This window comes from Segatella baroniae B14, from assembly GCF_022024235.1.
Lineage (GTDB): Bacteria > Bacteroidota > Bacteroidia > Bacteroidales > Bacteroidaceae > Prevotella > Prevotella bryantii.
Genome location: NZ_CP091799.1, coordinates 2,023,526 through 2,047,514, shown reverse-complemented (window position 1 = coordinate 2,047,514; position 23,989 = coordinate 2,023,526). Strand labels below are relative to the sequence as shown.

Genomic DNA, 23,989 nt, shown 5'->3' with positions numbered 1-23,989 from the left:
TCATTTACAGTGATTTATTCATTTTTTGCATGTTTTGCTTGTCCATCTTATAGTATCATTCCGATGATTTTTACTTTTTGATTTCGGGATAGATCACCAGGATTGCTTCCTGGGGCTCCTTCTGGTACTTCTTTGCCTACTTTGTGATAGTATTCTTTCCAATAATTGGTAATTTTACCGGTCTTATCGTGAAAACTCATTGGGATGGGCTCAAAAAGAAGATGTCCTTGTTTGTCTTGGTAGCATAGTTGAACGAGCTCACTACAATAGATTGCACTGTCGTTGGGTTCAAAATAGAAATCATAGGGCTTTCCGATATATCTTTTGGCCTTGTCTATCGATGTCTTGATGTCCCATTTTGAATGGATTCTGCCGACATAAATATGCTCTTTTCGGCGATTTAATCGATTAAAAGTGCTGTCAATTGGCTGAAAGATAACTCCCTTGTGGTTAGCTTCTAGTATATATGGTTTACCTTGATTCTTTACGACTATAGACACATGACTAATGAGTGTGCCCTGAAAACCATTTGTAACATCAGTTATTGGATTGTCTGTTGCTGATGCATAAAAGAGCAAATCGCCTTCTTGGAGTTGTTCGGCAGTGTATATGCTCTGGCTATATGTGGGTTGCTGTGCGTAGCCTATGAGGGCTACACACAGCAAAATACAGTTTACTATAATTTTTTCCATTTATAGGGTAATGTTAATTTTTGCACCAGCAATAAACCAGAAACCTGGTTGTTTCAGACTTCCAAAGTCTACATAGCGATGCGAAATGAGGTTGTTCCCTTCAATATAGAGACTGTAGGTAGGCTTATTCCATGATAGACGAGCATCCAAAATGCTGTATGGCGAATATTTCTTCAGAATATTTGTCTTGGTCGTTTCGTCATAACCTGCAGCATACCTTCCATTTCTCTTTTGAAATCGGTAGTTGATGCCTAAATCCAGGTTTTTCCAAAGATTCATCTGTAGGTTGGCTACAAGTTTATGTTTCAGATACTCTAAAACATAGCGACTTGTAATGCCTTCATATTGCTTCTGATTTTGGTTCAAATAAGCATATTGTAGGCTGAATGTTTTCAGTATATGTTGGGTTGGCAAAATCTCTCTAAAGTTGAAAGTAAGGTTTGCCTCTACGCCAAAAGCGTTGATTTTTCCGAAATTAGTAGTCGTCAATACTGCAGAATCGGCCTTTTCATCGATAATCCAGTCAATCAGATTCTTATAGTGATTATAGAAAACACTAGCAGATGCTTGAAGGGCATTACTATTATATTTGGTACCAAACTCTAGGGCTGTTAATTCTTCTGGTTCCAGATTTTTATTGGCATTATAGCCTTTACTGTTGTAATAGAGCTCTGTAACCGAAGGCATTCGCAATGAGGAATTATATGAAGCGTATATTTTCCAGTGCTCGCCAAATCGGTAATTGGCATCAATACCCGGATATATGCGCATATTCATTTCAGACCAGCTATTTTTAACAGCAGTTAGACCCAAAGATAGGGTAAAGTTGTGGAGTAGAATATTATGCTCGAGTACAAACTGAATGTTAGTTCTGTTGATACCGTTAGTATAGTTGCGGTCAGTACCAGCAATATGATGTACTCGGGATAGTTTTTCACCAAGATTTCCACTTACCAAATCTTCCTCGCGTATCTCTGCACCAAATGCAGTTCTACCAGCTCCCCAGTCAAAATAGCCGTTCAGATTTACGCCGAAAACATCGGTGCGATGATAATTATATGGATAGGCATCAGGATTATCGTGGAAAAGCTCAAAACGGTCCATATTTCTATTCCAGTAAATCAATGGATGGAAATGAAAGTTACCCGTTTTGTTTTCGGCTTGAATAGACGTGTAAGTTTTTGTAGTACGCTCGTACTGCTCATCAGAGTAGTTACTGTAGAAGGTATTACTTCCATACCCCTTTGTGCTTAGTCCTGCATGCCATCTTACGATAACTTGTTCGTCCTCATATCCTCCCTGATAGAAAGCCTTACCACCATTGAAATTCATGTTGAGATTGCCTGCATTGCTTCTGCTATAGCCATCACTCCGAGTAAAATTACCAGAAAAAGAGTGATTCCATCGGCCGTAATTTAGTTTCAGACGTGCTCCCATCTTGCCATAACCATAGCTTCCGCCTTCTGCGTATGCAGAAACCGAAGATGCGTCATGCTGTTTGGTTACAATGTTGATAGCTCCAAGGAGAGATGAAGTTCCATAAACACGAGCAGCAGGTCCTTTTAGAACTTCGATGCGTTCGATATCACTAATATCACATGGGAAATCGAAAGCGTTATGACCTGTCTGTGGGTCGTTAATGTTGACCCCGTTGAGGAGAACTGTAATCTGCTCATAGTTACCACCTCTGATGCTGACATCTGTTTGGGCTCCGATAGGACCGCGCTGTCTTACATCTACGCTGGCTACGTATTTCAGCAGATCGTTAATACTTTGTACTGGAGCAGCCGCAATTTCTTCGCGACTCAGTACAGTTACCATTCTCGCTTGCTGACTCATGGTCAGTGGCGCTCTTGATGCAGTGACATTCACTTCATCAAGCTGCAGTACCTTCTGGTTGGTCACAGAGTCTACCTCTGCGAACTCTACCTTAGTACTCAGGCCTTCAGCTTTGGCATGACTTAGTGTAGCAACACTAAGAGTGCCTACAAGAACTTCTTTTCCCAAAACAGAGAAAAGAGAGTAGCCCTTGTTAGAGAAGCGTTTAAACTTCAGGCTGGAGCGCTTGTTTAAAATTGGTTTGTACATTTTGGTTAATTAATAATTATATTCTGCATTTATCGCAAAACGGTTACAAAGGTATGAAAAATAGTACAATTTTGAATAAAATTATTCAAAATTGTACTAAAAAATTATTTATGCAATGTTTTTACTGTCTTTTCTTCTGCTACTCTCGGTATTGTTCAGCATACCGTTGAGTACGAAGGCGACCATCGTTGATGATCCTGGTGTTTTTAACTTTTCTCCATTTTACGATCCAGCATCAGGTGTCATCGGTCTATCACTTACGTTTTTCCCTTCTGAAGAGGGAGACACGGTTTACATTCCTGATTATATCTATGAGAATAATCAGTACAAGTATGTAGTTTGCATTAACACGGGCGCATTTTTTGACTGCCATGCAAAATACATTCGTCTGCCAAATCATCTAAGATTTATCAGAGACAATGCTTTCCATTATTGTTGCTTCCTTACTACTTTGGAGTTTACAAACAATATTAGTGAAATAGACTTTGGAGAAATCGATGATATTGTAGGCGGCTGCAACTATGTGAACGAGATCATCGTGCCGATTCAGTATTTGAGCAATTATATTGATGATCCAGAAGACAGATTCTTCCCATTTTTTTGTATGAGCAGTTGAAAGGGAAGAGAGTCCTTTCACAATATAATAAGATGATATGGTCTGATTACAATTTTAAGGTAGGTGGTAATGTTACTCCTTTCTATTGTACATCCGTAAGCGGTAATAATGCAAGTATAAACACCACTGTTAATGTTGTTCCTGCAAATACAGCAGTCTGTATAAATGGCCAAGAGGGAGATGCGGTATATGCCATAGCAACGACATCCAGTGGTGATAATATTTCCGTGTCAAATAATAGATGTTTCCGACTACGACGATTGGCTGGACTAACAAATGATACCGAGCATGTCAAAAAACTGCGCGAATGGATTAAGCGCAATCCCAAACGTGCGAAAGAATTAGGTTATACCAATATGTAAAAAGACGATATGCCAGACGGCAAATGACATTAATATCGTACATACATAATTATTTATAACAAAGAAAGGGCAAAACTTCAATATGGGTTTTGTCCTTTCCTTTTTTGCTATTTATATTTCATGTAAGTTTTCTGCGGCTTTCTCATGGGTAGTGAACGCCTTTTTCAAACGTTCGTATTCACCCATACCTCCCTTGTAATGGCTTTGGATTTATCCACTAAACGTCATTCTTCGAAAACATATTTTTCGGACTGAGGCACTCTGACTTCTAACAAAAATGTATCATAGATTCTCTATGCAACTATGTTGCATAAAAGGGAAGACAGAAATAAAAATGTTTATGCAGACATAAAAAAGGAGTTACGCAATTTGCGTAACTCCTTGATTTTCAGTGTGGACCAGCTAGGGCTTGAACCTAGGACCTCCAGATTATGAGTCTGTTGCTCTAACCAACTGAGCTACAAGTCCAATATTTGTATTTTTATTTTCGGGTGCAAAGATAATCTTTTTATCTTTAATATCCAAATATTTAGGCTAGAAATGTGTATTTTTCATTAAATGTAAGTATTTTTTTTGTTTTAGTGTAGTATATTGACGGTGATTATTTTATTTTGGCGCTTAGTTCTAATAATAAAAGTTCTTTTTCATGATCTTAATTTGAGTCGATTATATAGTATATTTGGTTAATTTTAAGGGAGAAAATGGTGTATGTAATTTTTTATGGGTAATTATTCATATCATGATGACGATTTCTCCTATATATATTTTTTATCATATCGTATTTTTGTAGTCCAATTAAGAATTAGGTGATTTGATACAATAGCGGATCGAATTTATGTAATAATTTCAATTTAAGTTTGTACAATAGATGTTTGATGCGAATATAGGTTAAGCGAATGCATAGTTACTTCAATTGTAATGCGAATGAAAAGGTGTACCGAATGGTGCACCTTTTTCGTTTATCATTTACAATCTAAAATTTTTTAGTTCTTCTTGAATACAATAGTTGGGAGACGTTAAATATTATTGATTGCTGATGTAAATAGATTGATTTTGAGTATCTTTGCATTTACTATATTCCATTATTAAAAGTAGAAGATGAAAAAAGAATCATATAATCCAGGTCTTGACGACCAGCAAGTAGCCGATAGTCGAGCAAAGTATGGCTCTAATCGACTTACTCCACCTCGAAAGACTTCTCTTTGGATGCTTTATCTTGATAAATATCGTGATCCGATAATCCAAATACTTCTTGTTGCTGTTGCCATATCTTTGATTATGGCTTTCCTGGAGAATGATTTTGTAGAAACTATCGGAATCTTTATTGCTGTTATTTTAGCTACTACTATCGGTTTCTATTTTGAACGTGATGCTGCTAAAAAATTTGGTTTGTTAACGGCAATGAATGATGATCAGATGGTAAAGGTTCGTCGTAACGATCATGTTATTGAAATTGCCAGACATGAAGTCGTCGTTGGTGATGTCGTGTTAGTAGAGGTTGGTGATGAGGTTCCTGCTGATGGAATACTTCTTGAGTCGATAGATTTACAAATAGATGAATCAAGTTTAACAGGTGAGCCTATTATTAATAAGGATGTTCTCGATGAAACCGGAGATTTTGGTGATGCAACTTATCCTAAGAATCTTCTTTTGCGTTCTACTATGGTTATGAATGGACGTGGTGTATTTGAAGTTGTGGCCGTCGGTGATTATACGGAGATCGGTAAAGTGGCACAAAAATCAACTGAGGAGACGAATACTAAGACACCTCTGAATGTACAGTTGGATAAATTGGCTTCAATGATATCTAAAATTGGTTCCGGTGTAGCTGTAGCGGCCTTTTTGATATTTTTGGTTCATGATATCTTAACTCAATCTGTATGGCATTCTGGTGATTACTTGAAAATGGCTGAGGTGGTACTTGGGTATTTTATGATGAGTGTTACACTGATAGTCATGGCTGTGCCAGAAGGTCTTCCTATGGCTGTTACCCTTGCTTTGGCCTTGAATATGCGTCGCATGTTAAAGTCGAATAATCTAGTACGTAAACTACATGCTTGTGAAACGATGGGGGCTGTTACTGTAATTTGTACAGATAAAACAGGTACACTAACTCAAAATAAGATGACCGTTAGTGATATGGTAATTCTCCATATGAAGGATAAAAATGTATCAGAAACAAGTGAATTGTTGAATGTTGGAATTGCCCTGAATACAACAGCTAATCTTGATGGTGATAAAGGTATCGGTAATCCTACAGAGGTGGCTCTGTTGAGTTGGCTGAAGACAAAACAAATAGATTATCGTAAGATTCGTCAAACTATTCCTGTTGAGCATCAAGTACCATTCTCTACAGAAAAAAAATATATGGAAACTGATGTTATTTGGGAGGGCAAAACATATCAATTTATTAAAGGTGCTCCAGAAATTGTTATCGGTATGTGTGAAATTTCCGATGAAATGAGGGAAAAAGTGGAAACGAAGCTTTTGGAATATCAGCAAAAGGCTATGCGTACACTTGCTTTTGCTATAGGTAAGGAATTAGTGGCAATATGTGGAATATTTGACCCAGTTCGCGAGGATGTACCTGAGGCCGTAAAGCGCTGTCAGGAAGCTGGTATTGAGGTGAAAATCGTTACGGGTGATACTACTGCAACGGCTGCAGAAATAGGTAGGCAGATAGGTTTGTTTGCTGCTGACGAAAATAGCAAAGACGTTAGATATTCGATAACTGGTCCTGAATGGGCAGCTTTGAGCGATGAGGATGCCTATCAGCGTGCCACTGAGATTCGTATTATGTCGAGAGCACGTCCTACTGATAAGCAGCGCCTAGTGCAGATGCTTCAAAAACGCGGTGAAGTGGTAGCTGTAACAGGTGATGGCACAAATGATGCTCCTGCTTTACATTATGCACATGTGGGATTATCTCTTGGTTCTGGTACATCTGTAGCTAAATCTGCTTCTGATATGACATTGCTTGATGATTCGTTTGGAAGCATTGCTAATGCTGTCATGTGGGGGCGTTCACTGTATAAGAATATACAGCGATTCCTCTTTTTCCAACTAGTTGTCAACTTAACAGCTTTGTTATTGGTACTGGGAGGTTCTTTAGTGGGTACGGAAATGCCTCTTACTGTAACGCAGATACTATGGGTAAATCTGATTATGGATACATTTGCCGCTATGGCTCTTGCTTCATTGCCTCCTTCTCGTGAGGTGATGAAAGACAGACCACGTGATCGTAATGACTTTATTATATCTCCAAAAATGGCAAAATATATATTGTCATGGGGACTAGTCTTTTTCGTATTAATGCTGACCTTTTTGGTATATTGTGAGTATCATGGTGCGGGAGTGGATATACGAGAGCTGACCATGTTTTTTACCGTATTTGTCATGCTTCAGTTTTGGAATCTTTTTAATGCGAAGAGTTTTGGAAGCCATTTTTCTGCATTTAGAAGAATATATGCAGATCAGGGATTGGTCTTGGTGCTTTGCATTATTTTATTGGGCCAATGGTTGATAGTTACTTTTGGTGGTAAAATGTTTCGTACGGTACCGCTTACAGCGATGGAATGGGGGATAATAATTGCTTCTACATCGCTTGTCATGTGGATTGGTGAAGGCATACGTTTAATTCAACGATATATAGATAAAAAATAAGATGTTGATAAAAAATATTATATTTGATTTGGGGGGAGTCTTAGTTGGGCTTGATGATCAGCGTTGTATTGATGCTTTTAAAGCGATAGGTGCTCCCCAAATAGCTCAGTATATAGAAGATCATCGTACAGAGGATTTGTTTTATGATACAGAAGTTGGTAATATTTCTCAGCATGAATTTTGCAATGAGGTAAGACGTATTGCATCGTGCAACGTTCGTGATGAAGATATTGTTTGGGCTTGGAATCGGTTGCTTACGGTTATTCCGAATGAAAAGAAGGTGAGATTGCTCGAATTGCATGATAAAGGGTTTAGATTGTTCCTGTTAAGTAATACCAATGAAATGCATTGGAATTATTGCGCAGAGGAATTATTCCCTTATAAGCGCTGGATAGCTCAGGATTTTTTCGATGAAATTTATCTATCTTATGAACTTCATAAAATTAAGCCTCAGGAAGATATTTTTGCAACTGTGCTAGCTGATGCAGGTATTAAAGCAGAAGAAACTCTGTTTATTGATGATAATGAGGCAAATATTGCTGCAGCGCGCGAATTGGGTATTCAGACATTTTGGAATGAGCATCCAGATGATTGGTTGAAGATTTAATACGGTTTCATCGAAAATGAATATTATTCATATTAGTGCTAGACACGTATCTGATTTACCTTGTGTAGCTACTATAGGTTTTTTTGATGGTGTGCACCGTGGGCATCAGTTTCTACTTCATCATGTCGTTGATGAGGCAAAAAAGTGTGGACTTAAGTCTATGGTTATCACGTTCGAAAGTCATCCACGTAAGGTGTTGCATCTGGATTATCAGCCTGAAATGTTGAGTACCCTCGATGAGAAACTTAATTTATTGGCAGGTTTAGGTGTGGATACTTGTGGGCTGCTTCGTTTTGATCAGCAAACTGCAAGTATGTCGGCTTTTTATTTTATGGAAAAAGTGCTTCGCGATCAGTTGCATGTGAGGAAACTTTATATTGGTTATGATAATCGGTTTGGTCATAATCGGGAAGAGGGATTTAATGACTATGTAAAGTATGGTAAACAGTTAGGTATTGAGGTTATTAATACCTCTGTTTTTCAATTGCAGCAGGTAAACGTAAGTTCTACGGTAATTCGTAAAATGCTGTATGAGGGTAAGGTTGAAGAGGCTCATGCCTGTCTAGGTTATCCTTATTCTCTTACAGGTGAGGTTGTTCGTGGTTTTCAAGAAGGTCGTCGTTTAGGTTTCCCTACGGCTAATATTGACCTTTCAGCCTGTGAAAAGTTAATACCCGCTAATGGCGCCTATGCTGTTTTAGTTCACATTGAGGGTGACAGTAGAGTATATCGTGGTATGATGGATATTGGTAATCGTCCCACATTCTGTGGTTTAAAGCGCTCGTATGAGGTAAATATCTTCGATTTCACGGGCAATATATATGGTAAGCGAGTATCTGTAAGTTTTATGCATTTTATTCGCACAGAGCAAAAATTTGAAAGTATAGATGCTTTGAAAGCTCAGTTAGAGAATGATAAGCGTGTTGTAAATGATAAATTGGATAAAAATTAATATTGTTTTATGAAAAAGTCGACTAAAGGTATACTTGATAGCATATTATATGCTATTGTCTTTGTTTTGATACAGCTGTTTGTTCAGTTAGCTGTTGCTTTGATATATAATCAGTTTGAGAATGTTGGTTATGCAAATGTCGTTAATGGTATGGCTAGTGGTATTTACGGAGAAGCATTAGCTATAAGTACAGTTTTGAGTAGTGCTTTGACTATTCTGTTGTTTATACGTTTGAAGTGGTTTCCATTTTCTCTTTCTTATTTGAAAACACGACCTTGGGCAGTTATTATCTGGACTGTATTGTTATCTTTTGGACTGATATTGCCATCGGAATGGATTATGGAGAAGTTACAGTTGACAATGGATCCAACATATACTAAGATTTTTGAGAGTGTGATGAAAGAACCTTGGGGTTTTATAGCAATAGGTGTATTGGCTCCTTTAGCAGAAGAAGTGGTATTTCGGGGAGCTATTCTCAATGCATTATTAAAAATATTCCCTAAGAAATATTATTGGGTATCTATATTGGTTTCAGCTTTAATGTTTGGCGCAGTCCATGGTAATTTGGTTCAGTTTGTCTTTGCTTTTTCTGTGGGTATTTTGTTGGGATGGATGTATTATCGTACCAATAGTATAATTCCTGGTGTTGTTTTACATTGGATTAATAATAGTGTCGCTTATGTCATGTTTAATTTAATGCCAAAGATGCAGGATGGTAAACTGATAGATCTGTTTCATGGTAGTGAAAAGATGATGGTGGAAGGTCTTTTGTTCTCATTATGTGTCTTTATTCCGAGTTTGTTTCAGCTTGCTACTCGTATGAAATCTGCAGACCAACTGTAAAGTTTCCTACGATAATGGCATATGGCAACTGTATGTTGTAAGCGATTGACAGGAAAAAAGCCCCGCAACTCTCGACAGAGTGGCGGGGCTTTACGTTAGTATGTTATGAAAAATTTGAGAGAATAGAAACTTCACAGTTTCAAGTAATTGTTTTACTAAAAAATGATTTTTATAGAGAAAGCATAGAAATAATCTACTTTAGTATGTTTTCGGCTGCAGTCGTTGTTTCGATACTGCTATGCTGCATGCTATCGATAACGGCAGAGTCACCCATGGCTACAGAAGCTCCCTTATAGAGTTGTTCTGTGGTGCCAGTATTGATGATTTCATCCTCTTCATTAAACGCTACTTGAGATGCATTTCCTAAAGTCAGGAATATAGCTACAATAGCAGCTGCCTTGAATAAAGGCTTCAAGTTGTTTGAAATGGTAACAAATCGAGCTTTGTGCAGATGAGCAATATGCTCGTTGTTATCAATAAGAGTCATCATCTTTTGGTCAAAGTCATCATCCAGCGCATCTGTAACCTTTTCATTCTGTTCATAAATAAACAGTTCTTTATAAGTTTCCAGTTCTGCTGGTACATCCTTTTGACTAAAGAAGGCACGAAGTATTTTCTCTTCTTCAAGAGAAGTTTCGCACTTCCAATAGCGATCTAAAAGTTGATTGATGTACTTATAATCCATATTTGTCAAATTCTTGAAATCTTTTTTTTATTGCCTGTCTAGCTCTGAAGATATTTACTTTTACTTGTTCTTCAGTAATGGCCAGAATCTCGGCTATTTCTTTATACGATTTGCCTTCAAAGTCTCTAAGTTGCATACAACTTCGTTGTTTCTCTGGCAATTCGTTTACTAATTTTTTGATGATGTTAACCTTTTCTTTTCGGTCTATTTCATCATAAGGATTGGATGCATGGTCTGTATTGTCTACTTGTTCCTCATCAATAGATGGATTGTTATTTCCCATTTTCTTATTTCGGTCAAGAGCCAAATTTCGAGCAATGGTTAAACTATAAGCTTCTATTGATTCTATTTTGTCCCATTTATCTCGATTATTCCAAACTTTAATCAGCGTATCCTGTACAATGTCTTCAGCTTCTGCACGGTTAAGTGTGATTCGAAGAGCTAGCCGATAAAGTATATTCTTCAACGGCAATACATCGTTACGGAAACTGATATTTTTCATCTTGCCTCTATATTAACTGACGATTGTGTTTCAAGAAAGTTACAGTAAATCATACTTTCTTCTCAAATTTAATATTCATTAACGTTTAAGAAGGTGTTACTTCTTTATAATAGTGCCATGTTTGCCATCGATGGCTGAAGCCAGTGTGATAATAACTTGACTCACACCACTGTCTACTGCAGCAAGTGCGTTTTCTAATTTAGGAATCATGCCACCGGCTACAGTACCATTAGCAACATATTGCTCAAAATCTTGACGTGTAATTGTTGGAATCACGCTTTCATCATCTTCAGGATTGCTGAGAACACCTTTTTTCTCAAAGCTGTAAATTAGTGTTACATCATAAAAGCGGGCGAGAGCTTTAGCGGTTTCTGAGGCAATGGTATCTGCGTTAGTATTCAGCATGTTGCCTTTACCATCATGGGTTAAGGGTGCCATGACAGGAGTAATACCTTGTTCGATGATATTACGGAGTGCAAACCCATTAACATGTTCTACATCGCCAACAAACCCATAATCTACGCCGTTTTTTTGTGGGCGTTTATGGCTATGTATAATATCCATATCTGCACCAGTTAGACCTAATGCGTTAACTCCCTTAGACTGAAGTTGGGCGATAATATTCTTGTTGACAAGTCCACCATAAACCATGGTTACTACTTCAAGCATTTCTGCGTCGGTAATGCGACGCCCATTAACCATCTTACTTTCTATGCCTAATGATGTAGCGACTTTGGTAGCTCTTCTGCCACCACCGTGAACTAAAACTTTAGGACCTTCGATGGCTGCAAAATTCTGAAGCAGCTGATCAAGACTTTGTGGATCTTCTACAATTGCTCCACCAACTTTAACGACTGTAATTTTCTGTTTCATAGTAGTAAGGAATATAAAAAATCAGGCCTCTTGTTCGAGGTCTGATTATATATTTATTCTAGATATGTATATCCATAGAGTCCCGAACGATAATTATTGAGGAATTCTTTTCCTTCTTCAAGCGAAATTTTACCAAGTTTTACGCTTTTCGTAACCCATTGTTCTAGTTGTCGTACGAGTTTTTTCGGATTGTATTGAACGTATTCGAGTACTTCTTCAACTGTTTCACCATCGAAAATCTGATTGATTTCGTATTGACCATTTTTCACGGTGATATGTGCAGCATTCGTGTCACCGAAGAGATTATGCATATCGCCCAAAATTTCCTGATAAGCGCCCACGAGGAAAACTCCCAAATAATATGGATCGTTTTTCTTTAATGAGTGTACAGGTAATACCTGGCCCACATGACCGTTAGTAACGAAGTTGGCAACTTTACCATCGCTATCACAAGTGATATCTTGTAATGTCGCATTTCGTGAAGGACGTTCGTTAAGACGTTGTATAGGCATGACTGGGAAAAGCTGGTCTATAGCCCAACTGTCTGGTAGGCTTTGGAACAGAGAGAAGTTACAGAAGTATTTATCTGCCAGTAATTTATCGAGACCTCTCAATTCATCAGGTACATGCTTGAGTCCTTTAGAAAGACTATTAATCTCATGGCAGACACTCCAATACATGGATTCGATTTCAGCACGAGTTTTGAGATCAACCATACCATGTGAGAATAATTCCAAACATTCTTCTCGAATCTGTTCTGCATCGTGCCAATTTTCAAGCATCGTACGAGGACTCAGATTATCCCAAATCTCATACAAGTCTTTTACCAGTTGATGATCGTTGTCTTTAGCCTCAAATTCCTCTGGCATTTCTGGCAACGATGCTGTTTCCAATACATCGATGACCAAGACAGAATGGTGAGCTGCAAGACTTCTTCCACTTTCCGTAATGATGTTAGGATGTGGTATGTTATTCTTGTTGGCTGCATCTACAAAGGTGTATACACAGTCATTTACATATTCTTGAATAGAGTAGTTTACAGAACTTTCACTGTTAGATGAGCGGGTTCCGTCATAATCTACACCAAGACCACCACCACAGTCTACGAAATCTACATTGTAGCCCATTTTGTGAAGATTGATGTAGTACTGTGAGGCTTCACGGAGAGCCGTTTGAATACGACGAATTTTGGTTATTTGGCTACCAATATGAAAATGAATAAGGCGTAGACAGTCGTGTAGGCCTTTTTCATCAAGCATATTGAGTGCTTCGAGCAATTCTGAAGAGGTAAGACCAAATTTAGAAGCATCACCACCACTTTCTGCCCATTTACCAGAGCCAGAAGATGCCAATTTGATACGGATACCGATGTTTGGTTTTACATGAAGTCGTTTAGCAATTCGAGCGATAATCTCCAGTTCGTTTAGTTTTTCGATAACGATAAAGATTCGCTTGCCCATTTTTTGGGCTAATAAAGCTAATTCGATATAATTTTCATCTTTATATCCGTTACAAATAATTAGTGAGTCGCTTTGACACTGTACAGCGATGACAGCATGAAGTTCGGGTTTAGAGCCTGCTTCCAAACCTAGATTAAACTTGCGGCCATGAGAAATAATTTCCTCTACGACAGGTTGCATCTGATTAACCTTAATCGGATAGATGATGAAGTTTTCTGCCTTAAAGTCATATTCCTTTTTAGCTTTGGCGAAACAGCTAGCCGTTTTTTCGATACGGTTGTCAAGGATGTCCGGGAAACGAAGCAATACCGGTGGCGTCACATCGCGTAGCGCCAATTCATCCATGACATCACGGAGGTCGATTTGTACATTGTCCTTGCATGGAGTTACAAAGACGTCACCTTTTTCGTTGATGTCAAAATACGAAGTACCCCAACCATTAATGTTGTAGAGTTCTTTCGAATCTTCAATTGTCCATTTCTTCATTTACGATTGCTTATATATTCAATAATGCTCTTGCTTGTTTTACTGATATCTTTATTTTGTCGAAGTTGTCCATAAGGCTCACATCAAGGATATGTTTGGCTTTGTTGTAAAAAGGTTCGCGCTTTTGCAACTGCTCTTGGATAAACACTTTTACTTCTTCAGGTGTTTTGTTAAGGAGTAGCGGTCGAACGCTTTTTCCCATTCTCAAATGGCCATATAAAACTTCAGGACTAGCTTTCAGATAGAGTGTTTCTCCCTGTTCATTCATGTAATCCATGTTATCGAAGAAGCATGGTGTTCCACCACCACAGCTAATGATGACATTTTCAAACTCTGCTACTTCATGGAGCATGTTATGTTCTATTTTGCGGAATCCTTCTTCTCCAGATTCATCGAAAATTTGCTTGATAGTTTTTCGCATACGATTCTCGATGTACCAGTCTAGGTCATAAAATGTAAGTCCGAGGTCTTCAGCCAGGGCTTTGCCGACGGTAGTTTTGCCAGCGCCCATGTATCCTATGATAATAATTCTTTTCACTTGCGAGCTTTTCTGGTTCTTGCTTTTGGTTCTGGGGCATTGTTCACGATTTTTATGCATTCCTCGAGGGTGAGTTCTGCTGCTTTCTCGTGAAGTTCTTTTGGCAAACGGTAGTTTTTGCCGTCATAGGCAATATATGGACCGTAGCGCCCATTAAGAATCTCCAATTTATCGTTTTCTTCAAATTTCTTGATATGTTTTTTCTTTTCCTGTTCACGTTTATCATTGATAAGCTGTATTGCTTCTTCCAACGTGATTTCCATTGGATCAATGGTCTTAGGTATAGATACATATTTCTTCATATGGAGAACGTATGGTCCGAATCGGCCTGCACCAATGGTTACGGTTTCGCCTTCGTATTCACCCAGTTCTCTTGGTAATTTGAAGAGTTCTAATGCTTCCTCTAGTGATATGGTTTCGATGCTCTTATCTGCTGGCATTTGAGCAAATTTAGGCTTTTCTTCATCGTTAGCAGAACCTATTTGTACTACTGGTCCGAATCGGCCAATTTTGACAAATACAGGCTTTCCACTCTTAGGGTCTGTACCCAGTTCGCGTTCACCTGCTTTGTGCTCGCTTCGAGCTTTCATTACCTTTTCAACAATTGGCTCGAATTTAGTATCGAAGTCCTTCATCATGGTTGTCCACTCTTCTTTACCTTCAGCTATCAAGTCGAACTGTTGTTCTACTTTGGCTGTGAAGTTATAATCCATGATGCCAGGGAAGTTTTCTATAAGGAAATCGTTAACCACGATACCGATATCGGTAGGAACGAGTTTACCCTTGTCAGAACCTGTATTTTCCTTTTTAGTCTTTTGGGTAATTTGGATACCTTTTAGAGTATCTACTGTATATTGGCGTTCTGTTCCTGGATGGTCACCTCTTAATACATATTCACGTTGTTGTATAGTACTTATAGTTGGTGCATACGTAGATGGACGTCCAATACCGAGTTCTTCCAGTTTGTGTACCAAACTAGCTTCTGTATATCTTGAAGGTGCTTGTGAGAAGCGCTGGGTAGCTGTAATTTCACGACGTTGTAAATTGTCGCCTTCTTTCAGAGAAGGAAGTATACGCAAGTAGTCTTCCTGATTTTCTTCATCATCATTGGTGACGTTATATACTTTCATGAAGCCGTCGAACGCGATAGTTTCACCATTGGCAACAAATTTATCGTCAGCATTGCTAATAGTAATATTTACAGTAGTCTTTTCAATCTGAGCATCTGCCATCTGTGATGCTGCAGTACGTTTCCAAATTAGATTATAGAGACGTTTCTCCTGGGAAGAACCTTCAATCTCAGATTTGCTCATATCTGTAGGACGGATGGCCTCGTGGGCTTCTTGTGCACCTTTAGAATGAGTTGTGAAATTACGTGGTTTACTGTATTCTTTACCATAATGCTTAATGATAGCGTCCTTGCTGGCATTGATACATAGCGTGGACAAGTTTACGGAGTCAGTACGCATGTAGGTTATTTTACCTGCCTCATAGAGGTGCTGAGCTATCATCATGGTTTGACTTACTGTAAAATTGAGCTTGTGTGCTGCTTCCTGTTGTAGAGTTGAGGTGGTGAAAGGAGGTGCAGGAGAACGCTTCAAAGGCTTCTTGGTAACTGATTCAACGGTAAAAGTTGAATCCTTGCACTTCTCAAGTAAGGCAACCACTTCGGCATGGGTCTTCAGGCGCTTATCGAGTTCAGCTTTTACTTCTGTAGCTGACCCGTCAGGAGCAATGAGTGCAAAAATAGCACTTACACGATAGTATTGTTCGCTGTTAAAGTGCTGAATATCTCTTTCGCGCTCTACGATAAGTCGTACAGCGACACTTTGTACACGACCGGCAGAGAGCGCTGGTTTTACTTTTTTCCATAATACTGGAGAAAGTTTGAAACCTACCAAACGGTCGAGTACACGTCTTGCCTGCTGAGCATTGACAAGATTCATATCTAGATGTCTTGGTGTCTTGATTGCATCAAGAATCGCTTGTTGTGTAATTTCGTGGAAAACAATTCGGCTAGTTTTTTCTTCATCTAATCCTAATACTTCGCAAAGGTGCCATGAGATAGCTTCTCCTTCGCGGTCCTCATCGGATGCTAACCAAACTTTTTTAGCCTTTTTGGCGGTCGACTTTAGTTCTGAAACCAATTTGATCTTCTCTTCAGGAATCTCATAATGAGGTTCGAGTGTCTTTTTGTCTATGCTTAGTTCTTTCTTTTTCAAGTCACGAATGTGACCATAGGAAGACATAACCTTATAGTCTTCTCCTAAGAACTTTTCGATTGTCTTTGCCTTCGCAGGGCTCTCGACTATAACTAGATTTTCTTGCATAATCGGATATTTTCTTATTTAGGGCGCAAAAATAATTAAAACTTTTGCTTATACCTTATTATATGGAAAATTTTTATTTTTTTTAAGTTTTACGGCTCTTTCAACAAAAACGCTTTCTTACTCAGTAGAGTAGGAAAGCGTTCTCTTTATTGTTTTTTGCGTGTTGCTAAAAAACGAGTGACTGCTTCTTTGGCAGATTTTAGTCCAAATAGGTTTGGATTGATGTCTTCCAAATTCATCCAATAATAGGCTTCGGCATCATCCATGGCCTGTAGTTTACTACTATCACTGATATGTGCTTCGTAGAACAAATCTAGTGTAGGAATATCGATGCCGGAGTAATAATATTGGTTAGGTATACTAAAAAGATATTGTATATTGTTCAGTTCCAGACCAGTTTCTTCTTTCACTTCCCGAAGAGCTCCTTCTTCTGCTCCTTCTTCGATATCAGCAAAACCGCCAGGTAAATCAAATGTACCTTTGGCGGGTTCTATCTTGCGTCGTATAACAAGTAGCTGGTTAGCTGAATTGAGAATAAAAGTTGCGTTAGCCGAACTGGGATTCATAAAATATTCGAAGCCGCATGCATCACAACGCAAACTTTTGAAACTGTTTTTCTTAAATTGATGGCTGCCACATTGTGGACAGAATTTCCACTTGTCTATAATGTTCATTATAGTAATGCCTGTATTTCAGCATCAATATCACTAATTTGCACATCTCTCTTCTGAAGTGTGTTGTTACGATCAATCAAGAAGAAAGTAGGAATGTTTTGAACATTATATTTTACAAGACTCTGGCCTTCGAGTCCTCCTTCTTCATGGACACTAATCCATGGTAGAGCAGCAGTTTGAGTCTTCCAAAAATGTTCGTTAGGGTCTACAGAAACTTGATAGATCTCAAAGCCCTTGGCATGATACTTGTTATAGAGATCGCGCAACATCATAATACGCTTGGTAGACTGCTCATTTTGGAAAAGATGGAAGTCGAGCATAACCACTTTTCCTTTGAGCTCTGTAAGATGTCTCAAATTACCCTTATTGTCATACAAAGGAAGGTCAATGATTCCTGATACAGAGACTTTGCTTGCGTCAATATTTTTCTGAGCATTATTGCTGGCGATGATGCGTACATCCTTCATTCCTTCTATAGCGATATTATGCAAGTTTTTGCCACGTTCTGCACCAGGATAGAATGAGTCCCAACTTGTTGCTACAGCCGCAAATACTTGAACATCTTCCTTGTTGTTTCTTGGATTAAAAATCAAAGATGTCTGTCCACCGATAAATAAGGTTTGGAATAAAGCAAAGTATGAGTAGGCTTTGTAAGGCTCTTTGAATATATAATTCTGCTTAACGTTGGCTTTGTAGTTGTTGAGTAACTGTGTGATAACTACCTGAGCAGAATCTGTACCAATATTTGGATTTTGGGTAATTGCGTTAATTTGTGCCTGTAGGGTCATCTGTAATTGAGACAGTTGCTGAATCTTAGTACAATTATCGCTACCTTCTACTGTATATTTGGCAGACATAGTAGGGTAGGCTGCTTTGAAAGTAACTGTTTCTGTAGAATCGATAGACAGATTGATAATTTGATCAGCAATACGTAATCGATAGAATTCAGGTGTAATGGTGTCGAGAGCATTCTCTTCAAACTGAAAAGAACCATCCTCGCCAAGTTTTATAGAGTCGATGATAACAGGACCGTTAAGGCTGATGTTCTCTAGGTATAGTGTAGAGTCCTTAGCCTCTGAAATAGAGCCATTTACATGAAATTTCTTGTTATTGCAAGATGTTATGGTCAATAATGCGATAAAAAGCGCAGTTACCGATAAAAATTTTGATATCTTCATGATGTTTTATTATTTCGCAAATTTACTTGCAAAGATAGTAATTTTATGACAAAAGTCGAGAGAATTGACTAAAAACTTTAAAAAACAAAAATTCTTCCTTTTTTCTGCTTGTTTTTATTATAAAAGAGGTATCTTTGCCCTAATTTAAATTATTTGATGTTTAGTCAAAACAATAAAGTTTTAATTTTTTAGATGAACGTAATTACGAAAACAGTTCAATTGCCTGATGGAAGAACCATCACAATTGAGACCGGAAAGGTTGCAAAACAGGCTGACGGTTCCGCAGTATTGAGACTCGGAAATACCGTACTTCTCGCAACCGTTTGTGCAGCCAAAGAGGCAGTTCCGGGTACAGATTTTATGCCTTTACAGGTAGACTACCGTGAGCAGTATAGTGCTGCAGGTCGTTTCCCAGGTGGTTTTACTAAGCGTGAAGGCAAAGCAAGTGACGAGGAGGTCTTGACATCACGTCTTGTTGACCGTGCTCTTCGTCCTTTATTCCCATCGGATTATCATTGTGAAGTTTATGTACAGGTCATGTTGCTTTCTGCAGATGGCGTAGATCAGCCTGATGCACTTGCAGGTTTTGCCGCATCAGCTGCAATGGCTTGTTCTGACATACCTTTCGATTATACTATTTCTGAAGTTCGTGTTGCCCGTATTAATGGTGAGTTTGTTATCAATCCTACATTCCAACAGATGGAAGAGGCTGATATGGACTTGATGGTTGGTGCTACCAAAGATAATATTATGATGGTAGAGGGTGAGATGAAAGAAGTTTCAGAACTCGACCTTATTAATGCATTGAAGGCTGCTCACGAGGCTATCAAACCTATGTGTGATCTTCAGGATGAACTGGCTAAAGAACTCGGTACTGACGTTAAGCGTGAGTATGATGACGAAATCAATGATGAGGAACTTCGTCAGCAGATTAAGGACGAGCTTTATCAGCCAGCTTATGATATCAACCATAAGGCTCTGCCTAAGCAGGAGCGTAATGATTCTTTCGATAAATTGCTTGCAGATTTCCTTGAGAAGTATGATGCTGCTCACGAAGATCTTTCTGCAGATGATTTGGAAGAGAAGCATGCTGAGGCTAAGCGTTACTATGATGATGTATTGCGTGATGCTATGCGTCGCTGTATCCTTGATGAAGGTCTTCGTCTTGATGGTCGTGCTACTACTGATATTCGTCCTATTTGGTGTGAGGTTTCTCCTCTGCCAATGCCTCACGGAAGTGCTATCTTCCAGCGTGGTGAGACGATGTCTCTTTCTACTTGTACACTTGGTACCAAGATGGATGAAAAGTTGGTTGATGGTGTTCTTAACCGTAGTTATCAGCGCTTCCTCCTTCACTATAATTTCCCTCCATTCTCTACTGGTGAAGCAAAGGCTCAGCGTGGTGTAGGTCGTCGAGAGATCGGTCACGGTCACTTGGCATGGCGTGCGCTTAAGGATCAGATTCCTGCTGATTATCCTTATACTGTTCGCTTGGTAAGTCAGGTACTCGAGTCTAATGGTTCTTCTTCTATGGCTACAACTTGTGCTGGTACTCTTGCTTTGATGGATGCTGGTGTGCCTATCAAGAAACCTGTTTCTGGTATTGCTATGGGACTTATTAAGAACCCAGGTGAGGATAAGTATGCTATATTGAGTGATATTCTTGGTGATGAAGACCACTTGGGTGATATGGACTTCAAGACCACAGGTACACGTGATGGTTTGACTGCTACTCAGATGGATATCAAGTGTGATGGTCTTTCTTTCGAAATCTTGGAAAAGGCTTTGATGCAGGCTAAGGCTGGTCGTGAGCATATCTTGAATGAGATGATGAAGACTATCTCTGAACCACGTGCAGAGCTTAAACCACAGGTTCCTCGTATCGAGGTGTTTGATATTCCTAAGGAATTCATTGGTGCTGTTATCGGTCCTGGTGGTAAGATTATCCAGCAGATGCAGGAAGAGACGGGCGCAACTATTACTATCGAGGAGACCGAGGGTAAAGGTCACGTTCAAGTTTCTGCTCCTAACAAGGAGAGTATCGATGCTGCGCTATTGAAGATTAGAGCAATTGTTGCTGTTCCTGAGGTAGGTGAAGTATACGAAGGTACTGTTCGTAGCATTATGCCTTATGGCTGCTTCGTAGAGATTCTTCCTGGTAAGGATGGTTTACTTCATATTTCAGAGATCGATTGGAAACGTCTTGAAACTGTTGAAGAGGCAGGTTTGAAGGAAGGTGATAAGATTCAAGTTAAATTGATGGAAATCGATCCAAAGACAGGTAAGTATAAGTTGTCTCGTCGTGCTCTTCTTGAAAAGCCAGAAGGGTATGTAGAGCGTGAGCGTCGTCCTCGTCGTGGTGGCGATCGTCGTAACAACGGCGGTGAGCATCGTCGCTTCGAGCATCAGGATAACAATGATGCACAGGGTGCTGAATAATCGATAACGATTGATCATATATGTAAAAGAGGTGTATTCCAATAGATACACCTCTTTTTTATATTATAACTTTAATGAACTTTCGCAAGTGAATATACATTCATCAAGCGGCTAATTTATACATTTGAAATAGGCTCAAGCGAAAAATTATAGGGGTAATCCTTTATTTGGATTAAATTCTTTACCTTTATCGCATGGAAGACAAAGGATTATGCTAGCCCGTATGGTACTGCCTAAGGAGGTGCTTGATCACTTCATTATTGTGAAAATCGAGTATGTTGACACAAAGACTTATGATGAGCCTGAAATGCACATCCATCTTGACGAGAATATGAATGTAGAATTGCAGAGTGACTCTCATTTCGAGTCCAAAGGTTTCATAGCTCCTGTTGAGGTGACAGACTTTCCCATCCGTGACCACAAGGTTGTACTGGTTCTTCGTCGTCGCCGATGGGCTGATACTCGCACAGGTAAGAGCTTCGTTCTGCCTCTAAAGGTGACGGCTGATGGCACCCGCTACTCGAAGGAGTTTGCGGCTTTTTTAAAAGAGACGTATGGAGAAATCCCCAGTGACCTGCCGTACGCTTGAGGATTTCTACTACATTGACGCACACACGTTTGAGAAGCGGTACAAAGAAACACTGAGCGACTACCGTACCTGGAGTGAACTTTCCCATTCATAAAACGCTGCTGCGGAATCTTTCAATGCAAAGGTCAAGGCTTTTAGAGCTGCACTAAGGGGAATTAGAGATGAGAAATTCTTCTTATACAGACTTTTTATAATTTATGTTTATCCCCACTAAATTTCTACTGACCCATTAATATTTTACTATTATTGGGTATGAGATGAAAAGAAAATAAAAAAAGGAATTACCTAAGTAATTCCTTTTCTGCGCTTCAAGATGGGCTTGAACCAACGACCCCCTGATTAACAGTCAGGTGCTCTAACCAACTGAGCTATTGAAGCAATTTGCAATTCTCAACAAAAAAGGAATCACTGGCGTAATTCCTAAAGGCGCTTCAAGATGGGCTTGAACCAACGACCCCCTGATTAACAGTCAGGTGCTCTAACCAACTGAGCTATTGAAGCAATTTGCTTAATTGCGAGTGCAAAGGTAAATATATATTTTAATTCTACCAAATTTTTTAGAAGAAAAATTCAATATTTTTTTGAAATATGTAATTTTTTGACCAATTTCGTTCAGTTTCTGCACATATTATATTATTTTTGCATCTATTACTTAACAAGGCATGGCTGCCTGAAATACACATTTGCATGAAAAAAGTAACATTATATCTCTTATTATGGTTGGCTACTATTCCTACTTTAGCACAGCAAAACAAGGAACACGATTTTGATGTGGCCAAAAACATGGAAGTATTTACCGATATCTACAAATATCTTGATTTGATGTATGTCGATACACTCGATGCTAATGAAGTCATTGGTAATGGTATTAATGCCATGTTGCGAAGTCTTGATCCCTATACTGTATATTATCCAGAAAGTAAAGTGAAAGAACTTAACCAGATGATTACCGGAAAGTATGCAGGTGTAGGTGCGCTGATTCGTTATAATATGCAACTTCAGCGTGTGGTAATTGATGAGCCTTATAAAGATATGCCCGCAGACGAGGCAGGATTGAAAAAAGGTGATATCATTTTGAGTATTGATGATTCTACGATGGTGGGTAAAGATGTTAGTTATGTTAGTGATCATCTGCGTGGCGATGCAGGTACCAGTTTTATTATAAAAATAAAGCGACCAAGTACAGGTAAGACGATGAAGATGAAGATTACACGTAAAGCCATTCAACTACCATTTTTGCCTTATTATGGTATGTGGGATAATAAGGTCGGCTATATAAACCTAAGTCAGTTTACTGATAATTGCTCAAAGGATTTTCGTCGTGCTTTTATTGATTTAAAACGACAAGGGGCTCAGTCTTTGGTGCTCGATTTACGTAATAATGGTGGCGGCTCTTTATCAGAAGCTGTAAATATCATTAATATGTTTGTGCCTAAAGGCATTACTCTAGTGAAAACAAAGGGTAAATTGAAGCGTGCCAATCATGACTATATCACATCAGTGGAGCCTATCGATACAGTTATGCCAATAGTGGTACTCGTTAACAATAATACGGCAAGTGCTAGTGAGATTACTAGTGGTAGTCTGCAAGATCTCGATCGTGCAGTGGTAATGGGTACTCGTACCTATGGTAAAGGCTTAGTTCAGATGCCTGTAGATATTGCTTATAATGGTAATCTCAAGTTGACTACTAGTAAGTATTATATTCCAAGTGGTCGATGTGTTCAAGCATTAAATTATAAACATGGAAAGGGTGGCTATGTGGAGCATGTACCTGATTCTCTAACTCGTGTGTTCTATACGGCTCATGGCCGTGAGGTTCGTGATGGAGGAGGTATTAAGCCAGATATAGAGGTCAGACCAGACTCTTTGCCTAATATAGCTTTCTATCTAGCTGGTGCTCGCGACTCATCTGAAATCTTGTTTAATTATGAATTAGATTATATAGCTAAGCATCCTACAATAGCCTCACCTGAAAAGTTTGAACTTACTGATGCAGACTATGAAGAGTTCAAACAACGCGTAGTAAGTTCTAATTTTAAGTATGATCGTGAAACAGAGAAATATTTGAAAGATTTGGTAAAGCTGGCTAAGTTTGAAGGTTATTACGAAGATGCTAAACCGGAGTTTGAGGCTTTGCAGAAGAAATTGAATCATAATGTGGCTAAAGAACTGGATTATCATAAGCCGACTATAAAGCAAATGATAGAAAATGATTTGGTGACAGCCTATTATTATCAACGTGGAGCTATTCAGAATGCACTTCGTTATGATAAGCAGATGAAAGCTGCAGTAGATTTGCTGAATAATCCTGAAAAATATAATAAACTACTTCAGCCAACAGAAAAGAAAAAGAAGTAAAATGTTGAAAAATAATTGTGTTTGACGATACCTGTAGAGGTAAATACAATC

19 protein-coding genes, 3 tRNA genes and 1 pseudogene are annotated in these 23,989 nt (G+C 38.8%); 10 read left to right on the top strand and 13 right to left on the bottom strand.

The window, feature by feature from the left end; translation table 11 throughout:
• Positions 1 to 47: 47 nt before the first annotated feature.
• Both L6469_RS08765 and L6469_RS08760 read right to left on the bottom strand, forming a co-directional pair.
• Complete coding sequence (locus L6469_RS08765) at positions 48 to 692, bottom strand: YiiX/YebB-like N1pC/P60 family cysteine hydrolase (RefSeq protein ID WP_006282744.1); 645 nt, start codon at positions 690 to 692, stop codon at positions 48 to 50.
• The gene (locus tag L6469_RS08760) at positions 693 to 2,780 is read right to left on the bottom strand and encodes a TonB-dependent receptor plug domain-containing protein (protein WP_006282743.1); all 2,088 of its coding nucleotides are present in this window, start codon (positions 2,778 to 2,780) and stop codon (positions 693 to 695) included.
• Between the two features lie 115 nt (positions 2,781 to 2,895).
• Here L6469_RS08760 and L6469_RS08755 point away from each other — a divergent pair, with 115 nt between their 5' ends.
• Both L6469_RS08755 and L6469_RS08750 read left to right on the top strand, forming a co-directional pair.
• Positions 2,896 to 3,396, top strand: coding sequence for a leucine-rich repeat protein (locus tag L6469_RS08755; RefSeq protein ID WP_039870692.1), 501 nt, complete (start codon positions 2,896 to 2,898; stop codon positions 3,394 to 3,396).
• Positions 3,393 to 3,758, top strand: coding sequence for a hypothetical protein (locus tag L6469_RS08750; RefSeq protein WP_039870689.1), 366 nt, complete (start codon positions 3,393 to 3,395; stop codon positions 3,756 to 3,758). Before L6469_RS08755 ends, L6469_RS08750 begins: the two co-directional genes overlap by 4 nt.
• 394 nt (positions 3,759 to 4,152) lie before the next feature.
• Here L6469_RS08750 and L6469_RS08745 read toward each other — a convergent pair.
• Positions 4,153 to 4,226 (bottom strand) — tRNA-Ile (locus L6469_RS08745).
• 630 nt (positions 4,227 to 4,856) lie between these two features.
• Between L6469_RS08745 and L6469_RS08740 the strand changes: the two genes are divergently transcribed.
• The 4 genes from L6469_RS08740 to L6469_RS08725 are packed head-to-tail and all read left to right on the top strand — an operon-like array spanning position 4,857 to position 9,823.
• A complete protein-coding gene (locus L6469_RS08740) occupies positions 4,857 to 7,421 on the top strand; it encodes a calcium-translocating P-type ATPase, PMCA-type (protein WP_006282741.1) in 2,565 nt (854 codons plus the stop codon).
• 1 nt (position 7,422) lies between these two features.
• A complete protein-coding gene (locus tag L6469_RS08735; RefSeq protein ID WP_006282740.1) occupies positions 7,423 to 8,028 on the top strand; it encodes an HAD family hydrolase in 606 nt (201 codons plus the stop codon).
• 16 nt (positions 8,029 to 8,044) lie between these two features.
• Positions 8,045 to 8,980 carry a bifunctional riboflavin kinase/FAD synthetase gene (locus L6469_RS08730; RefSeq protein WP_006282739.1) on the top strand — a complete coding sequence of 312 codons (936 nt, stop codon included), beginning with the start codon at positions 8,045 to 8,047 and terminating at the stop codon, positions 8,978 to 8,980.
• A 9-nt stretch (positions 8,981 to 8,989) separates the two neighbouring features.
• On the top strand, positions 8,990 to 9,823 hold the full coding sequence (locus L6469_RS08725; protein WP_006282738.1) for a CPBP family intramembrane glutamic endopeptidase: 834 nt from the start codon (positions 8,990 to 8,992) through the stop codon (positions 9,821 to 9,823).
• 193 nt (positions 9,824 to 10,016) lie between these two features.
• On the opposite strand, the gene L6469_RS08720 is transcribed toward L6469_RS08725, so the two are convergent.
• The 8 genes from L6469_RS08720 to L6469_RS08685 form a co-directional block, all read right to left on the bottom strand.
• On the bottom strand, positions 10,017 to 10,508 hold the full coding sequence (locus L6469_RS08720; protein ID WP_006282737.1) for a hypothetical protein: 492 nt from the start codon (positions 10,506 to 10,508) through the stop codon (positions 10,017 to 10,019).
• On the bottom strand, positions 10,498 to 11,010 hold the full coding sequence (locus L6469_RS08715; protein WP_006282736.1) for an RNA polymerase sigma factor: 513 nt from the start codon (positions 11,008 to 11,010) through the stop codon (positions 10,498 to 10,500). The genes L6469_RS08720 and L6469_RS08715 overlap by 11 nt, the downstream gene beginning before the upstream one ends.
• A gap of 96 nt (positions 11,011 to 11,106) precedes the next feature.
• Positions 11,107 to 11,883: an acetylglutamate kinase gene (gene argB, locus L6469_RS08710; protein ID WP_006282735.1), complete on the bottom strand. Its 777-nt coding sequence runs from the start codon at positions 11,881 to 11,883 to the stop codon at positions 11,107 to 11,109.
• Positions 11,884 to 11,936: 53 nt separating this feature from the next.
• The gene (gene speA / locus L6469_RS08705; RefSeq protein ID WP_006282734.1) at positions 11,937 to 13,829 is read right to left on the bottom strand and encodes a biosynthetic arginine decarboxylase; all 1,893 of its coding nucleotides are present in this window, start codon (positions 13,827 to 13,829) and stop codon (positions 11,937 to 11,939) included.
• Positions 13,830 to 13,839: 10 nt separating this feature from the next.
• Positions 13,840 to 14,367 carry a shikimate kinase gene (locus tag L6469_RS08700; protein ID WP_006282732.1) on the bottom strand — a complete coding sequence of 176 codons (528 nt, stop codon included), beginning with the start codon at positions 14,365 to 14,367 and terminating at the stop codon, positions 13,840 to 13,842.
• Positions 14,364 to 16,697 carry a type I DNA topoisomerase gene (gene topA, locus L6469_RS08695; protein ID WP_006282731.1) on the bottom strand — a complete coding sequence of 778 codons (2,334 nt, stop codon included), beginning with the start codon at positions 16,695 to 16,697 and terminating at the stop codon, positions 14,364 to 14,366. Before topA ends, L6469_RS08700 begins: the two co-directional genes overlap by 4 nt.
• A 146-nt stretch (positions 16,698 to 16,843) precedes the next feature.
• Positions 16,844 to 17,371 (bottom strand): NUDIX domain-containing protein, encoded by a 528-nt coding sequence (locus tag L6469_RS08690; protein ID WP_006282730.1) that lies wholly within the window; start codon positions 17,369 to 17,371, stop codon positions 16,844 to 16,846.
• On the bottom strand, positions 17,371 to 18,549 hold the full coding sequence (locus tag L6469_RS08685) for a thioredoxin-like domain-containing protein (protein WP_006282729.1): 1,179 nt from the start codon (positions 18,547 to 18,549) through the stop codon (positions 17,371 to 17,373). Before L6469_RS08685 ends, L6469_RS08690 begins: the two co-directional genes overlap by 1 nt.
• Positions 18,550 to 18,741: 192 nt before the next feature.
• Between L6469_RS08685 and pnp the strand changes: the two genes are divergently transcribed.
• From pnp to L6469_RS14800, 3 genes and pseudogenes are all read left to right on the top strand, one after another.
• A complete protein-coding gene (gene pnp / locus L6469_RS08680) occupies positions 18,742 to 20,988 on the top strand; it encodes a polyribonucleotide nucleotidyltransferase (protein WP_027453188.1) in 2,247 nt (748 codons plus the stop codon).
• A gap of 211 nt (positions 20,989 to 21,199) precedes the next feature.
• Positions 21,200 to 21,577, top strand: coding sequence for a hypothetical protein (locus L6469_RS08675; RefSeq protein ID WP_006282727.1), 378 nt, complete (start codon positions 21,200 to 21,202; stop codon positions 21,575 to 21,577).
• Positions 21,578 to 21,671: 94 nt separating this feature from the next.
• A pseudogene (locus L6469_RS14800) lies at positions 21,672 to 21,791 on the top strand (DDE transposase); the annotation flags it as partial.
• A 90-nt stretch (positions 21,792 to 21,881) separates the two neighbouring features.
• Here the strand turns inward: L6469_RS14800 and L6469_RS08670 are convergent.
• Positions 21,882 to 21,955: transfer RNA gene (locus L6469_RS08670), tRNA-Asn, on the bottom strand.
• Between the two features lie 49 nt (positions 21,956 to 22,004).
• Positions 22,005 to 22,078, bottom strand: a tRNA-Asn gene (locus tag L6469_RS08665).
• A gap of 186 nt (positions 22,079 to 22,264) precedes the next feature.
• On the opposite strand from L6469_RS08665, the gene L6469_RS08660 reads away from it, so the two are divergent.
• The gene (locus tag L6469_RS08660; protein ID WP_006282726.1) at positions 22,265 to 23,938 is read left to right on the top strand and encodes a S41 family peptidase; all 1,674 of its coding nucleotides are present in this window, start codon (positions 22,265 to 22,267) and stop codon (positions 23,936 to 23,938) included.
• Positions 23,939 to 23,989: the final 51 nt, after the last annotated feature.